Origin of the sequence: Reyranella sp. (genome assembly GCF_004297405.1) — a bacterium.
GTDB lineage: Bacteria > Pseudomonadota > Alphaproteobacteria > Reyranellales > Reyranellaceae > Reyranella.
The window spans coordinates 78322-94212 of the sequence record NZ_SCVC01000031.1 but is presented as its reverse complement, the minus strand read 5'-3'; the positions used below and the strand labels follow the sequence as shown (position 1 = coordinate 94212).

Below are 15891 nucleotides of genomic sequence, written 5' to 3'. Positions count from 1 at the left end.
CGATATGCAAATGACAATCGTTCGCAATACAGATACAGTCTAACCATGCCCGATACCGCTCCCGCCTTCCCCGAGAGCCGCGATGTGCAACGGCTCACCCTCGACCAACTGCTGGCCCGCCGCTCGGTGGGGCCGCTGCAGGAGCCGGCTCCCGATGGTGCCGACCTCGACCTGATCCTCGACGCCGGCCTGCGTGCGCCCGACCACGGCAAGCTGCGGCCCTGGCGCTTCGTCGTCATTCGCGGCGACGCCCGTCTCGCCTTCGGTGAACGCCTGGCCGAAGCCGCCGCCAAACGCGATCCCGCGAACGGTGCAGCCCTCGGCGAACGCTATCGCGCTTGGGTGCGGCGCATCCCGATGCTGATCGCCGTCGGCGCGATCGTGAAGGGCGGCAACATTCCCGAGATCGAGCAGGTGCTCTCCGCCGGCGCGGCCGCGATGAACATGCTGAACGCGATCCACCTGCTGGGTTTTGGCGGCATGTGGGTGACCGGCGCGAACGTCTACGATCCGTCCGTGAACGCCCTGCTGGGTTTCGAAGCTCCCTCGCATCTGGTCGGCTTCCTTACCGTCGGTACACCGGCAACGTCTTTGCCATCCTTGACGCGCCCCGACCGCACCGACCACGTCGTGGAGTGGGTCGACCCCAGCTAAGCCATCGCAGCATTCAACCGGCACGGCCGAAGAGGCGGGCTTTTCCAAGCTGATCGCAACGCGGTATTGATTCCACACCCTGATCGAAACGGATGGGGGAGTGCGTCATGCCGGCCGAGCGAACCGCAGCTCCAGACGGGACAGCCCTCAGGGTCGCCTTGTGGCGAGCCTTGCACGTCCAGGTCGACCCACCCCCGCATGTACTCGAAGACGAAGTTGGCTTGCTGCTCGCCACGCCGGAAGATGGCTGGCGCCAGCGCCCGGACATGGATGCGCAGACCACGCGTCGCGCACGCGCCTCCATCGTTGCTCGCGCGCGCTTCATCGAGGATTTCGTCGTCGAACAGATCGGACGTGGCATTGGCCAGTACGTCATCCTGGGCGCCGGTCTCGACACCTTCGTCCAACGCAGACCGGAAATCGCCTCCGGCTTACGAACATTCGAGGTCGACCAACCCGGCGCACAGGCCTGGAAACAGCAGCGCCTGATCGAAACCGGCTTCGGCATCCCCGAGTATCTGCGGCTCGTGCCGGTCGATTTCGAGACGGGCTGGTCCTGGTGGGAGAAGCTCGCGGCTGCGGGCTTCGATTCGGACCGGCCGGCCATCATGGCCTCGGCCGGCGTCACCATGTATCTCAGCAAGGAGGCGATCATGACGACGCTGCGCCGGGCCGCCGCGCTCGCCCGCGGCTCCACACTCGTCATGTCGTTCATGCTGCCGTTGGAATTCGTCGACTCAGAAGAGCGCGCCCGGCGCCTGGCGACGGAGAAAGCCGCGCAGGCTGCAGGGACGCCCTTCATCAGCTTCTTCAGCCCGACGGAGATGCTGGCCCTGGCCCGTGATGCCGGCTTCCGGCAGGTCGAGCATGTATCGGCCTCCAGTCTTGCCGAGCGTTACTTTGTCGGCAGGACCGATGGCCTTCGTCCGTCGAGCGCAGAGGAGCTGCTGGTCGCGACGATTTAGACAGGCACTACGCCGCCTGCTTCAGCTTGCCCGCCGCATCGAGAGCCTGCGAGAGATCGGCGAGGATGTCGTCGATATGCTCGATGCCGACCGACAACCGCACATAGCCGTCCGAAACGCCGGTCGCGAGCTGCTCCTCGGCGGAGAGCTGCGAGTGCGTGGTCGAGGCGGGATGGATGGCCAGGCTGCGCGCATCGCCGATATTGGCGACGTGATAGAGCAGCTTCAGCGAATCGATGAAGCGCCGGCCCGCCTCGCGGCCCGCCGCCAGCTCGAAGCCGACCAGGCCGCCATAGCCGCCTTTCAGATAGGTATCCGCCCGACGCCGCGCCTCACCCTTCTGCTGCGAGGGATGAATGACCTTCGCGACCTCCGGACGTTTGACCAGGAAATCGGCCACGGCCTGTGCGTTCTTGACATGGCGTTCCATCCGCAGGGCGACCGTCTCGATGCCCTGCAGGATCAGGAAGGCGTTGAAAGGCGCCAGCGGCGCGCCGAGATCGCGCAACAAGGTCGTGCGCGCCTTGATGATATAGGCGACCGGTCCGATCGGCTTCACCGCCTCGACCCAGACAGCGCCGTGATAGCTGGGATCAGGTGTGTTGAGTGCCGGTTGGCGCTTGGGATGGGCAGCCCAGTCGAAGTTGCCTCCATCGACGATCAGGCCTGCAATCGAATTACCGTGACCGCCGAGATACTTGGTGCCCGAGTAGACGACGACTGCCGCGCCGTGATCGAGCGGACGCGTGAGGATCGGCGCCGCCGTATTGTCGACGATCAGCGGAATGCCGAGCGGGCGACCGATATCGGCTACTTCCTTGATCGGAAAGACCGTGAGCTTGGGATTGGGCAGCGTCTCGGCGTAGTAGGCGCGTGTGCGGTCGTCAGTGGCGCGGGCGAAGGCCTGTGGATCGGCCGGATCGACGAAGCGCACCTCGATGCCCTGATCCTTGAGGGTATGGGCAAAGAGATTCCACGTGCCGCCGTAGAGATCGGTCGAGCTCACGACATTGTCGCCGGCCCGCGCCAGGTTCTGCAGCGCAAAGGCCGACGCCGCCTGACCCGAGCCCACCGCCAGCGCCGCGGCTCCGCCTTCGAGCGCGGCGATGCGCTGTTCGAGCACGTCGACCGTCGGATTGCCGATGCGCGTGTAGATGTTGCCGAGTTCCTTCAGCGCAAACAGGTTCGAGGCATGCTCGGTGTCGCGGAACTGATACGACGTGGTCTGGTGGATCGGCACCGCGACCGAACCGGTCACGGGGTCGGCGCGCCAGCCGGCGTGCAGCGACAGAGTCTCGGGATGGCGGGAGTTGGTCATTGTCTGGCCTCGCTGTTTGCGATGAACGGCAAACGTCGTTGCCGCCCGTGTCGTGGTCAAAGGCAATGACTGCCAAAGCAGTACGCGCGATCGGCAGGTCCGGCCTGCAGACCGCGACGGGAGAAGAAAATCCTTCTCCCTGGCGGTTGTCGAGTCCTAGCGCGTCGCCGAAACGGCTGGCGTCGGCAAGGCCGGCGGCGCCGGGCTTACCTGCTTCAAGCCACCAATCGGCGTCACCGCCGGCAGGTCCGCCTGCTGCCACCCGCCGCCCAGCGCCTTCACCAGGTTCGCGCTGGCGACAAGGCGATTGAGGCGAATAGTGAGCAGCGTCTGCTCCGCTGCCAGCGCCGTGGCCTGTGTCTGCACCACGGTCGTATAGGGTACGGTGCCGACGCGATATTGGTTGAGCGACAGGCGCTCGGCTTCGCGCGCGGCAGCGACGGCGGCGCGCTGAACCCTCTCCTGCTGCACCAGGATGCGCTGCTGGGCGAGCGCATCCTCGACTTGCTGGAACGCCGTCAGGATGGTCAGGCGATAGGTCGCTACCGTGGCATCGTAGTTGGCCCGTGCACCTTCGACCTGCGCGGAGAGAGCGCCGCCGTCGAGCAAAGTTCCGGCAAGCTGCGGCCCTACCGACCAGACGGCATTGCCAATCTGCAGCAGCGAACCCAGACCACCGGCCAGGAAGCTGATCGAGGCACCCAGCGAGATCTGCGGGTAGAAAGCGCCGATCGCGACGCCGATCTGCGCATTGGCCGAGGCCATGCGGCGCTCTGCACCGGCAATGTCGGGCCGCCGTTCGAGCAAAGTCGACGGCACGCCGGCTTCGACCGTCGGCACGGTGAGCTGCGTGCGCGCCGGCTCGATGCCGATCTCGGATGGTGCCTTGCCAACCAGCAGCGCGATTGCATGCTCGAACAAGGCACGGTTGATGGCTTCGCTTATGAGCTGGGCGCGCGTCTGTTCGTACTGCGCTTGCGCCTGCGCCAGGTCGACTCGCGAGACGATGCCGGCATCGACCTGGTTCTGCACGATCTGCATCGACCGAGCGTAGGCGGCCACAGTCTCCTCGAAGAGTCGCTTCCGATCATCGGAGATGCGCAGCCCGAAATAGTTCGTCGCGAGGTCGGTCTGCGCCGACAGCCGGGCATTGGCGAGATCGGCGTCGCTCGCTTGCGCCGCGGCCGAATCGCTTTCGATCTGGCGCCGAAGGTTGCCCCAGACGTCGATCTCCCAGGAAAACGTCGCGCCGGTCGTGAACTGACCCTGCGAGGTGTCGCCGCGCGTGATGGTCGTCGTCGAGCCGGTCGTCCCGCGCAACCCGCCAGTGCCGACCTGTTGCGTGGCACCGGTGCCGCTGATCGTCGGAAAGAGCGCCGATTGGTCTTGTCGGACCAACGCCCGTGCCCGTCGGTAGCCGGCCTCGAACACTTTCAGATTCTGGTTCGACACATCGATCTGTGCCGCCAGGTTATCCAGGGTCGGATCGCCGTAGCTCTGCCACCACGGGCCCCGTTCGACGCCGTCGCGCGGCTGGGCGGGCTGGAAAACGGCGGCTGCGCCCGTCACCGGTTCGGCTTCCTTGTAGGCCGGCGTCGGCAAGGTCGCAGGCGGCGGACGCACATAGTCCGGCCCGACAAGACAACCCGAAACAAAAACGACCGGGAGAAGCGCCGCGATGCGCCTCATGCCGGAGCTCCCGTTGGGCCACCGGAGGAGCCCAGCGCGCGAGCGACACGGCTAGGCTGGTCGCGATCGCGACGACGGAAACGGTCGAGATAAAGGTAAATAACGGGCGTGGTATAGAGGGTCAGGATCTGGCTCACGATAAGGCCGCCGATAATCGAGATGCCGAGCGGCCGGCGCAACTCCGCGCCGTCGCCGTACCCCAGCGCCAGCGGAAGCGCGCCGAGGATCGCGGCCATGGTCGTCATCAGGATGGGACGAAAGCGCAGCAGGGCCGCCTCATGGATGGCCACCGCCGGCTCGAGCCCTTCGCGACGTTCGCGCTCCAGCGCCACGTCGATCATCATGATGGCATTCTTCTTCACGATACCGATCAGCAGCAAGACGCCGATCATGGCGATGATGCTGAACTCCACGCCCGAGAACTGCAGGGCGAGCAACGCGCCGACACCGGCCGATGGCAGGGTCGACAGGATGGTGATCGGGTGGATGTAACTCTCGTAGAGGATGCCGAGCACGATGTAGACCGCGGCCAGCGCCGCCAGGACGAGCAGGAGCTGGTTGTTCAGCGATTGCTGGAAGGCGCGCGCCGTGCCCTGGAACGAGCCATGCAGGGTCGTCGGCATGCCGATCTCGCGCATCGTGTCGTTCACATAGGTGACCGCGTCGCTCAGGGTCTTGCCCGGCGCCAGGTTGAAGGAAACGGTGCTGGCCACGAACATGCTCTGGTGGTTCACGGCCAACGGCGTGGTGCCGTATTCGTATCGGGTCAACTGCGTCAGCGGAATCAACGTCTCGGCCGTCGTGCTGACGGCGGCGCCGGTCGAAGCGCCGCTGCGGCCACCGATGGCGATCTGGTTGGTCCGGGCATTGCGCAACGCCTGGGCAGGATCGGTCGTAGCAGCTTTGGCGCCGTTGGCGGCCGGTGCAATGGCGCCGCCAATGCCGCTGCTCGTCTGCGTGCCACTCAGCGCCCCGCCCGAGGTGCTGACATAGATGTCCTTCAGCGATTCCGGGCTCTCCCACCATTGCGGCGCCACTTCCATGACGACGTGATACTGGTTGAGCGCATTGTAGATCGTCGAAACCTGACGTTGGCCGAAGGCGTCGTAGAGCGTGGCCGAAATGCTGCGCGTCGACACGCCGAGCCGACTCGCCGCGTCGCGATCGATGGTGAGGTTAATCTGTAGGCCGCGTTGCTGCTGATCGGAATCGACGTCGGTGATGACGGACGTGTCCTTCTGCAGCGCCTCGGTCAGCTTCGGTCCCCAGGTATAGAGCTCGGGCAGCGAATCGGCCTGCAAGGTGAACTGGTACAGCGCATTGCTCTGCCGGCCGCCGACCCGGATATCCTGCACCGACTGCAGGAAGAGCATCGCGCCCGGCACCTGGGCGAGCTTTGGCCGCAGCCGCGCAATGACCTGCTCGGCCGAAACGTCGCGCTCACTGAGCGGCTTCAGCGTCGCGAACATAAAGCCGGAGTTGGTCTGGAAGCCGCCGGTGAAGCCCGCGACGCTCTCGATCGCCGGATCGGCGCGCACGATCTCGATGAACTGGCGGAACTTCCGGCGCATGGCCTGGAAGGAGATGCTCTGGTCGGCGCGGATGCCGCCGACGATGCGGCCGGTATCCTGCTGCGGAAAGAAACCCTTGGGGATGGAGACGTAGAGGTGAATGTTAAGCAGTACAGTCCCCAGGAAGACCAAGATGGTGATCAGTGGGTGGCGTAGCACCAGGCCGAGACTGCGGCCGTAGAGGGTCTGCAGCAGCGCGAATGCCCGCTCGCTCACCCGGAAGAACAGGCCTGGCGGCCGCTGGCTCGGCTGACGCAGCACATAGGCGCACATCATCGGCGTCGCCGTGAGCGACACGACCATGGAGATGATGATGGCCACCGACAGGGTGACCGCGAATTCGCGGAACAGGCGGCCGACGATACCGCCCATCAGCAGGATCGGGATGAAGACGGCGATCAGGGACAGGCTCATCGACACGACGGTGAAGCCAACCTCGCGGGCGCCCTTGAGTGCGGCCTCGACCCTCGACATGCCTTCTTCTATGTGCCGTGAGACGTTCTCCAGCACGATGATCGCGTCGTCGACCACGAAGCCCGCGGCGATGGTCATCGCCATCAGCGACAGGTTGTTGAGGCTGTAGCCCAGGAGGTACATGCCGCCGAAGGTGGCGATCAGCGACACCGGCACGGTGACCGCCGCGACGAAACCGGCCCGCGCCGAGCGCAGGAAGGCGAAGGTGACCAGCACCACCAGGACGACGCCGATCACCAGGGCCGAGCCCACTTCCTTGAGCGCGGCGCGAATCGTGGTCGTACGGTCGGCCACCACCTCGACGTCCACATCGTTGGGCATCGCCGCCTGGAGCTCAGGCAGCAGTTCCTTGATCGCGTCAACCGTCTGGATGATGTTGGCGTTGGGCTGTTTGTAGATGATCACCAGCACCGAACGCTTGCCGTTGGCCTGGCCTTCGTTGCGGATGTCTTCGGTCGAATCGATCACCTCGGCCACGTCCGACAGCCGGACCGGCGCGCCGTTGCGCCAGGCGATGATCAGGGAGCGGTATTGGTCCGCAACGGTCGCCTGATCGTTCGAATAGATCTGGTAGCGGCGGTCACCATGCTCGATCGCGCCCTTGGGTGAATTGGCGTTGGCCGCCGCGAGGGCAGCACGCACACTCTCCAGGCCAATGGCGTATTTATTGAGGGCCGTGGGGTTGATCTCGACCCGCACCGCCGGCAGGGAACTGCCGCCGAGCTGGACCTGCCCGACCCCACCCACCTGGCTGATCTTCTGCTGCAGGATGTTGGAAGCGGCGTCGTACAGGCGGCCCTGGCCCAGCGTGTTCGACGTCAGCGCGATCACCATGACCGGCGCGTCGGCGGGGTTGATCTTGCGGTACTGCGGGTTGTTGCGCAGATCGGTCGGCATGTCGGCGCGCGCTGCATTGATCGCGGCCTGCACATCGCGCGCTGCACCGTCGATGCTGCGCGACAGGTCGAACTGCAGGATGATGCGCGAATTGCCGACCGTGCTCGACGAAGTGATCTCGGTAATGCCGGCAATGGCGCCCAGCCGCCGCTCCAGCGGCGTGGTCACGCTGGTCGCGACCGTCTCCGGCGAGGCGCCGGGCAGATTGGCGGTGACCAGGATGGTCGGGAAATCGACCTTGGGCAGCGGCGACACCGGCAGCTTGAAGAAAGCCACCAATCCCGCCAGCGCCAGGCCGATCGTCAGCAGGGTCGTGGCGACCGGCCGCGCGATGAAGGGCGCCGACAGGTTCACGGCGCGCCCTCGCCCACCTCACCACGGATCGGGTGAAGTGGCGCATCGGGTGGCAGGCCGCGCAGGCGGCGACCCAGCCGGTCGAAAGCGAGATAGATCACCGGCGTCGTGAAGAGCGTGAGCACCTGGCTCACGATCAGGCCGCCCACGATGGTGAGGCCGAGCGGCTGGCGCAGCTCCGAACCGGTGCCGGTGCCCAGCATCAGCGGCAGTGCCCCGACCAGAGCGGCGACGGTGGTCATGAGGATCGGGCGGAAGCGCAGCAGGCAGGCCTGATGGATCGCCTCGCGCGGCGTCTTGCCCTCGTTGCGTTCAGCATCGAGGGCGAAGTCGATCATCATGATCGCGTTCTTCTTCACGATACCGATCAGCAGCACGATACCGATGATGGCGACCACGCTGAGTTCGCTTCCCGCCAGCATCAGCGCCCACAGCGCGCCGATGCCCGCCGACGGCAGGGTCGAGAGGATCGTGATCGGGTGGATGTAGCTCTCGTAGAGCACGCCCAGCACGATATAGACGGTGACGATGGCCGCCAGGATCAGCAGGAGCTGGCTGTCGAGCGACTTCTGGAAGGCGAGCGCCGCGCCCTGGAAATGCGTCGTGATGGAACGCGGCATCTCGATCTCACGCTGCGCCGCCACGATGGCATCGACCGCATCGCCCAGCGCGTAGCCCGGCGTCAGGTTGAAGGAGATGGTGGTGGCCGGAAACTGGCCGAAGCGGTCGAGCCGCAGCGGCGCCGCCCGTTCCTCGAACGTGGCGATGGCCGACAGCGGCACCTGCTTGCCGGCCTGTGAGCCCGGCAGATAGAGGTTGTTCAACGCCTCGAGCGACCGTCCCAAGGCAGGATCGACTTCATAGATGACGCGATACTGGTTGGACTGCGTGTAGACGGTCGAGACGATGCGCTGGCCGAAGATGTCGTAGAGCACATTGTTGATCGTGGCGGCGGTGATGCCGAAGCGTGCCGCCGCATCCCTGTCGATCCGGATGAACATCGACAGGCCCTTGTTCTGCAGGTCGCTCGTCACATCGATGATCTGCGGCAGGCGCCCGAGCCGTTCCATCAGACGCGGCACCCAGGTGTCGAACTCATCGACCTTGGCGCTCTCGAGGACGAACTGATACTGCGTGCGGCTGACCGTCGAATCGATGGTGAGGTCCTGCACCGGCTGCATGTAGAGCGAGATGCCCATGACCGACGAGGCTTCGCGCTGCAAACGGCGGATGATCTGGGTCGCCGACAGCGAACGCTCACCGCGCGGCTTCAGGTTGATCAGCATGCGGCCCGAGTTCAGCGTCGGGTTGGTCCCGTCGACGCCGACGAAGGACGCTAGGCTCTCGACATCGGGATCCTTGAGGATGACCTCGGCCAGCGCCTGCTGGCGCTTGCTCATGGCGTCGAAGGAAACACTCTGCGGCGCTTCGGTGACGGCCTGGATCAGGCCGGTGTCCTGCACGGGGAAAAAGCCCTTCGGCACGATGATATAAAGAAACACTGTCAACGCCACCGTGCCGACCGCGACCACCAAGGTCAGCGTCTGATGACGAAACACCACGACCAGGCAACGATCGTAGAAGTCGATCAGACGCGCGAACCAGCGCGCGCCCATCGCCTGTTCCTCGCCGCCCGCATGGGCGCGTGTCTCGGTCGCGATGGCAGGTTCCGCCGCTGCATGCGGCCGCTGGCGCAGGAATTGCGCGCACAGCATCGGCACCAAAGTCAGCGACACGACGGCAGAGATCAGGATGGTGACGGAGAGGGTGACGGCGAATTCGCTGAACAGCCGGCCGACCACGTCACTCATGAACAGGAGCGGGATCAGCACGGCGATCAGCGAGACGGTGAGTGACACCACCGTGAAGGCGATCTGCCTAGAACCGCGCAGCGCCGCCGCCTTGGGATCCTCGCCGCGCTCGATATAGCGGGCAATGTTCTCGATCATCACGATCGCGTCGTCGACCACGAAGCCGGTGGCGATGGTCAGCGCCATGATCGACAGGTTGTTCAGGCTGAAGCCTGCGAGATACATGATCGCCAGGGTGCCGACCAGCGACAGCGGCACCGAAAGGCTCGGGATCAGCGTGGCCCGCGCATCGCCCAGGAAGGCGAAGATCACCGCCACGACCAGGATCACCGCGAAGGTGAGCTCGATCTGCACGTCGCGCACCGAGGCGCGGATCGTCACCGTGCGGTCGGTCAGCACGGCGACATCGAGTGAATTCGGCAGGGTTTCGCGGAGCTGCGGCAGCAACTCCTTGATGCGGTCGACGACGTCGATGACGTTGGCGCCGGGCTGGCGCTGGACGTTCACGATCACGGCCTGGACGCTATTGGCCCACGCCGCGATGCGGTTGTTCTCCTGCCCCTCCTCGACCGTCGCCACGTCGCGGATGCGCACTGGCGCACCGTTGCGATAGGCCACGACGATGTCGCGGAAGGTGTCGGGGTCGGTGATCTGGTCGTTGGCGTTGATGGTGAGCGCGCGCGCCGGCCCGTCGAAGTTGCCCTTGGGCGTGTTCACGTTGGAATTCGAGATCGTGGTGCGCAGATCGTCGATGTTGATGCCGTAAGCGGCGAGCGCCGTTGGATTGGCGCGGATGCGCACGCCGGGCTTCTGCCCGCCTTCGAGGGTCACCAGGCCGACGCCCGGAAGCTGCGAGATCTTCTGCGCCAGCCGCGTGTCGACCAGATCATGGACCTTGGTGAGTGGCTCCGAACGCGAAGTAACGGCGAGCGTCAGGACCGGGGCGTCCGCTGGATTGACCTTGGCGTAGATCGGTGGCGCCGGCAGGTCGCCCGGCAGCAGATTGCCTGCGGCGTTGATCGCGGCCTGCACCTGCTGCTCGGCGATATCGAGACCGAGCTGCAGGTCGAACTGCAACGTGATCGCCGAGGCACCTGCCGAACTGGTCGACGTCATCTGGTTGAGACCCGGCATCTGCCCGAACTGGCGCTCGAGCGGTGCCGTGATCGACGTCGTCATCACTTCCGGGCTGGCACCGGGATAGAGCGTCAGCACGCGGATGGTCGGATAATCGACCTGAGGCAGGGCGGAGAGCGGCAGGAAACGGTAGGCAATGATGCCCACCAGCATGATCGCCACCATCAACAGCGAGGTGGCAACCGGCCGTTCGATGAAAATCCGCGACGGATTCATGTCGCGGCCGGATTACTGGCTGGGTGCGGAAGGCTGGGCAGCAGCAGCACCACCGGTGCCACCGTTGGCCTTCTGGCGCCGCCCCTGATCCTGTTGTCCCTGGCCTTGCTGTTCCGGACCCTTCACGCCCGGTGGCGCCGTGGCGACCGGCGGACCGGACGCGGCGCGCGGTGGCATCGCCCCTGGGCGGCGTATCTTGGCGCCGTCGCGCAGGCGGTCGACGCCATCGACCACGACCTGATCGCCAACCTCCAGGCCCTTCGCGATGGAAATCTTGTCCCCGTCCGACACTCCGAGCTCGACGACGCGGATCGTCACCGTATCGTCAGGCTTCACCAGATAGACGAACGTGCCGGGCTGGCCGCGCTGGATGGCGGCGATCGGCACCACCGTCGCATCCTTCACCGTGTCGACCAGCAGGCGGACATTGACGAACTGATTGGGAAACAGGCTCTCGTCGGCGTTCTCGAACACCGCGCGCAGGCGCACCGTGCCGGTGGTCGTGTCGATCACGTTGTCGGTCGTATCGAGCCGGCCGAGCGCCAGCTCGTTCTTCTGCGACCGGTCGAACACGCGCACGTCGAGATGGGCGCCGGCCGCCAGCCGCTTGCGCACCGGCGGCAAAGTATCTTCGGGGATCGTGAAGATCACCGAGATCGGCTGGACCTGGATGATAACGCAGATGCTGGTCGCATCGCCCATCGTCACATAGTTGCCCTTGTCGACCAGACGCAGGCCGATCTTGCCGGTGAGCGGCGCCACGATGCGCGTATAGGTGACATTGAGTTTGGCCGCATCGACCAGCGCCTGGTCGATGACCAGCGCCGCCTCGTACTGCCGCACCAGGGCAATCTGAGTGTCATACTGCTGACGAGCGATCGAATCCTGAGCGACCAGCTTCTTGTAGCGTTCGAGGTCGGCCTGGGCGTTCTTAAGCAGCGCCTCGTCCTTCTGCTGCTGGCCAATCGCCTGCTGCAGGGCGACGTCGTAGGGCCGTGGGTCGACCAGAGCGAGCAGGTCACCCTGCTTCACCATCTGGCCTTCCTTGAAATAGACGTCCATGAGCTGGCCGGTGATCTGGGTCTTCACGTTGACCGTGTTCAGCGGCGTAACCGTGCCTAAAGCCCTGATTGTAATGGGAATATCGCCCTTGGCGACTGTCGCCAGACCGACCGGGACAGCGGCGCCCATGGCGAAACGCCCAGCCCCCTGGCGGGCGGGCGGCGCCGAGCCAGACTGCGAAATATACCAGCCCGCGCCAGCAACAATGGCCAGCCCGAGGCCGATCCCGAGCAGGGTCCGCAGCCGTTTCATCGCCTAGATACACCCTAGAAAAGCGGTCAGTTACATATACTACGAACTGAACCGCACGAGTCTCCCCCACCGATAAGGCGGGCGCAAGGCAACCCGCCTCATCCGGTCCATCTACACTAAGTAGACGATCAGTCGGCCGCCTTTTCCGGGACGTAGAGGGAATTGCCCCCGTCCCGGAACTTGGCGCTCATCTCGTCCATGCCCTTCTTGGCATAGTCGCGGATGTCCTGGGTGATGCGCATGGAGCAGAACTTGGGCCCACACATCGAGCAGAAATGCGCGGTCTTGTGCGCCTCCTTGGGCATGGTCTCGTCATGGAATTTCTCGGCCGTGGCCGGGTCCAGCGACAGGTTGAACTGATCCCGCCAGCGGAAATCGAAGCGCGCCCGCGACAATGCGTCGTCGCGCAGCCGGGCCGCCGGATGACCTTTGGCAAGATCAGCAGCATGGGCTGCGATCTTGTAGGTGATGACGCCCACCTTCACGTCGTCGCGGTCGGGCAGGCCGAGATGCTCCTTGGGCGTTACGTAGCAAAGCATCGCCGTACCAAACCAGCCGATCATGGCCGCGCCAATGCCCGAGGTGATGTGGTCGTAGCCCGGTGCGATGTCGGTGACGAGCGGTCCCAGGGTGTAGAACGGCGCCTCGCCGCACTCGCGGAGCTGCTTGTCCATGTTGGCCTTGATCTTGTGCATGGGCACATGACCCGGACCCTCGATCATGACCTGGCAGCCCTTGTCCCAGGCGATCTTGGTGAGTTCGCCCAGGGTCTCGAGTTCGGCGAACTGGGCGGCATCGTTGGCATCGGCGTTACAGCCCGGCCGCAGTCCGTCGCCCAGCGAGAACGACACGTCGTATTTGCGCATGATGTCGCAAATGTCGCCGAAGTGTTCGTAGAGGAAACTCTCGCGATGCTCGGTGAGGCACCATTGTGCCATCATCGAACCGCCACGGCTCACGATGCCGGTGACACGGCTTGCCGTCAGCGGCACATGTGCCAGCCGCACGCCGGCATGGATGGTGAAATAGTCGACACCCTGCTCGGCCTGCTCGATCAGCGTGTCGCGGAAGACCTCCCACGACAGCTTGGTCGGGTCGCCACCGACCTTTTCCAGCGCCTGGTAGATCGGCACCGTGCCGATCGGTACCGGCGCGTTGCGCACGATCCACTCGCGCGTGTCGTGGATGTTGCGGCCCGTCGACAGATCCATGACCGTGTCGGCACCCCAGCGGATCGCCCACACCATCTTCTCGACTTCTTCCTCCATAGAGGAAGAGACGGCCGAGTTGCCGATGTTGGCATTGATCTTCACCAGAAAGTTCCGGCCAATGGCCATCGGCTCGAGTTCGGTATGGTTGATGTTGGCCGGGATGATGGCGCGGCCGGCCGCCACTTCCTGCCGCACGAACTCCGGCGTGATGAAGGCCGGCAACGCCGCGCCGAAGCTTTCGCCATCGGCCAGCCGCGCTTCCGCTTCGGCCAGGATCTTCTTGCGGCCGATATTCTCCCGCTCGGCCACATAGATCATCTCCTTGGTGACGATACCGGCACGCGCCCATTCGAACTGCGTGATCGGCCTGCCATCGAGACCGCGCAACGGTCGCGGGGTGTTGGGAAACGGCCTGAGTGCCGTGCCCTTCACGTTGCCGTTGTCGATCGATTGGATAGCACGACCTTCGTATTCCTCGACGCCGCCACGTTCGAGAATCCACGCACGGCGCGGTCGCGACAGGCCTTTGCGGACGTCGATCGTGACATCGGAATCGGTATAGGGACCTGTCGTGTCGTAGACGCGCACCGGCGGCTCGTCGTCGGTCGAGAGCGCGATCTCACGCAAGGGTACGCGGAGGTCAGCCGCAGTGTCAGGTATCGAATAGACTTTGCGAGAAGATGGCAGTGGCCCCGTAGTAACCTGCGGGGTGGCGTTGGTGGTGACGATGGTGTCCATGATGGATCTCCCGTGGCTGGTAGGCAGACGGAGATCCGGCGCAGTCGTGCAAAGGAGGCATATCCAGTCCCTTCGCCGGCATGACCCGGATCAGGTTCAAAGGGTCACCACGCCACCGCCATAAGACGGTCATCGGTATCTCAGCCCCTTGACGGGACCCCCCTTGGACAGCGGAAGAATAAGGCGCGAGGTCGTTGAGAGGAAGCAAAGATAAACGCCAGTCCAGCAAATCGGTCATGTTCGGATGGTATCGCTCGCGGAATGCATGCACGACGACTGAGCCTTCGGCTCTGGATCCTGACGGCGCTGTCGTCATTCATCGTGACAATGCCGGCAATGGCGCAGTCGCTGGGCGAAGCGCTGAAGAGCTTCATTCATGATGACGCTACGGCGACCGTCCATCTGCGCAGCTTCTACATGGACCGCACCAACGTCACGCCGCCGAACTACGTGGCCTGGGCAGGCGGCGGCTGGATCGGCTACGAGTCAGGCTGGCTCTACGACACGCTTCAGATCGGCGCTGTCGGCTACACGACGCAGCCACTCTGGGCGCCGCCCAGCACCAGCGGCACCCAGCTCCTGAAGACGGGGCAGTACGGCTTCTTCATTCTCGGCCAGGGCTATGCCTCGGTTCGCGCCAAGGGCCAGACCTTCACCGCCTATCGCCAGATCATCGACGAACTCGAGGTGAACCCCAACGACGACCGCATGATCCCCATCACTTTCGAAGCCTATGCGCTGCGCGGCAAGCTGGGGCCGGTCGATTACTTCGCGGGCTATGTCGCGGCGATCAAGCCGAAGGACTACTGGACCTTCATCAACATGTCCGAGCGCGCCGGCGCGCCGAACCACAATGCCGGCATGGGCCTCTTCAGCCTCAAGTACGGCAAGGTCGACGATCTCAGACTGCGCGCCTCTGTCTACTATGTGCCGGATATCCTGACCTCGAGCTATGGCGATATCGTCAAGACATTCGACATCACCGACGATCTCAAGTTCCGCTTCGCCAGCAACCTGATGGTGCAGGGAAGCAACGGGCTCAACCTGCTGACCGGACAGCCCTTCAGCACCTGGTCGGCCGGCGTGCGCACCGATCTCCTCTGGAAAGAGTTCTCGTTGTGGGGTGCCTATACCCAGACCGGCAGTGCCGCGGCCTATCGTACGCCCTACGGTCAGTGGATCGGCTATACCAAGCAGATCACCCTGGACTTCGATCGCGCCAACGAACGCGCGTTCCAGGTGGGCATCACCTACGACTTCGCCGGCATCGGCATTCCCGGCCTCACCTTCCTGGCCTCGGGCACCTTTGGCAGCGGCGCGCTCGACGCGACGACGGGCCTGCCGCTCTCACAGAACAACGAATACGATTTCGACCTGATGTATCAGGTGGCGGCGAAATCCGCGCCGGAGTGGTTGAAGCCTCTGCAGTTGCGCGGACGCATGGCCCATGTCGACCAGTGGTCCAATGGCACCTACGCGCAGATCAACGAATACCGGTTGATCCTGAACTACGAGGTCAACTTCAAAGGCTTCCGGCGGTAG

At 64.6% G+C, this 15891-nt stretch carries 9 protein-coding genes and 1 riboswitch; of the genes, 3 read left to right on the top strand and 6 right to left on the bottom strand.

The features are described from left to right. Positions 1 to 45: 45 nt before the first annotated feature. The gene (locus EPO50_RS19785) at positions 46 to 654 is read left to right on the top strand and encodes a nitroreductase (protein ID WP_296346733.1); all 609 of its coding nucleotides are present in this window, start codon (positions 46 to 48) and stop codon (positions 652 to 654) included. 107 nt (positions 655 to 761) lie between these two features. Continuing rightward, on the top strand, positions 762 to 1619 hold the full coding sequence (locus EPO50_RS19780; protein WP_296346732.1) for a class I SAM-dependent methyltransferase: 858 nt from the start codon (positions 762 to 764) through the stop codon (positions 1617 to 1619). A gap of 7 nt (positions 1620 to 1626) precedes the next feature. Here the strand turns inward: EPO50_RS19780 and EPO50_RS19775 are convergent, their stop codons facing one another. The 6 genes from EPO50_RS19775 to thiC form a co-directional block, all read right to left on the bottom strand. Beyond that, positions 1627 to 2937 carry an O-acetylhomoserine aminocarboxypropyltransferase/cysteine synthase family protein gene (locus EPO50_RS19775; RefSeq protein ID WP_296346731.1) on the bottom strand — a complete coding sequence of 437 codons (1311 nt, stop codon included), beginning with the start codon at positions 2935 to 2937 and terminating at the stop codon, positions 1627 to 1629. 156 nt (positions 2938 to 3093) lie between these two features. Then, positions 3094 to 4626, bottom strand: a complete 1533-nt coding sequence (locus tag EPO50_RS19770; RefSeq protein ID WP_296346730.1) for an efflux transporter outer membrane subunit — start codon at positions 4624 to 4626, stop codon at positions 3094 to 3096. After that, positions 4623 to 7922: an efflux RND transporter permease subunit gene (locus EPO50_RS19765; protein ID WP_296346729.1), complete on the bottom strand. Its 3300-nt coding sequence runs from the start codon at positions 7920 to 7922 to the stop codon at positions 4623 to 4625. The genes EPO50_RS19770 and EPO50_RS19765 overlap by 4 nt, the downstream gene beginning before the upstream one ends. Then, positions 7919 to 11086, bottom strand: coding sequence for an MdtB/MuxB family multidrug efflux RND transporter permease subunit (locus EPO50_RS19760; RefSeq protein ID WP_296346728.1), 3168 nt, complete (start codon positions 11084 to 11086; stop codon positions 7919 to 7921). Before EPO50_RS19760 ends, EPO50_RS19765 begins: the two co-directional genes overlap by 4 nt. Before the next feature lie 12 nt (positions 11087 to 11098). Then, on the bottom strand, positions 11099 to 12400 hold the full coding sequence (locus EPO50_RS19755; RefSeq protein WP_296346727.1) for an MdtA/MuxA family multidrug efflux RND transporter periplasmic adaptor subunit: 1302 nt from the start codon (positions 12398 to 12400) through the stop codon (positions 11099 to 11101). 128 nt (positions 12401 to 12528) lie between these two features. Beyond that, the gene (gene thiC / locus EPO50_RS19750) at positions 12529 to 14349 is read right to left on the bottom strand and encodes a phosphomethylpyrimidine synthase ThiC (protein ID WP_296346726.1); all 1821 of its coding nucleotides are present in this window, start codon (positions 14347 to 14349) and stop codon (positions 12529 to 12531) included. Between the two features lie 49 nt (positions 14350 to 14398). Then, positions 14399 to 14523: riboswitch (TPP riboswitch) on the bottom strand. An 87-nt stretch (positions 14524 to 14610) separates the two neighbouring features. Here thiC and EPO50_RS19745 point away from each other — a divergent pair. After that, positions 14611 to 15891 (top strand): OprD family outer membrane porin, encoded by a 1281-nt coding sequence (locus EPO50_RS19745; RefSeq protein ID WP_296346725.1) that lies wholly within the window; start codon positions 14611 to 14613, stop codon positions 15889 to 15891.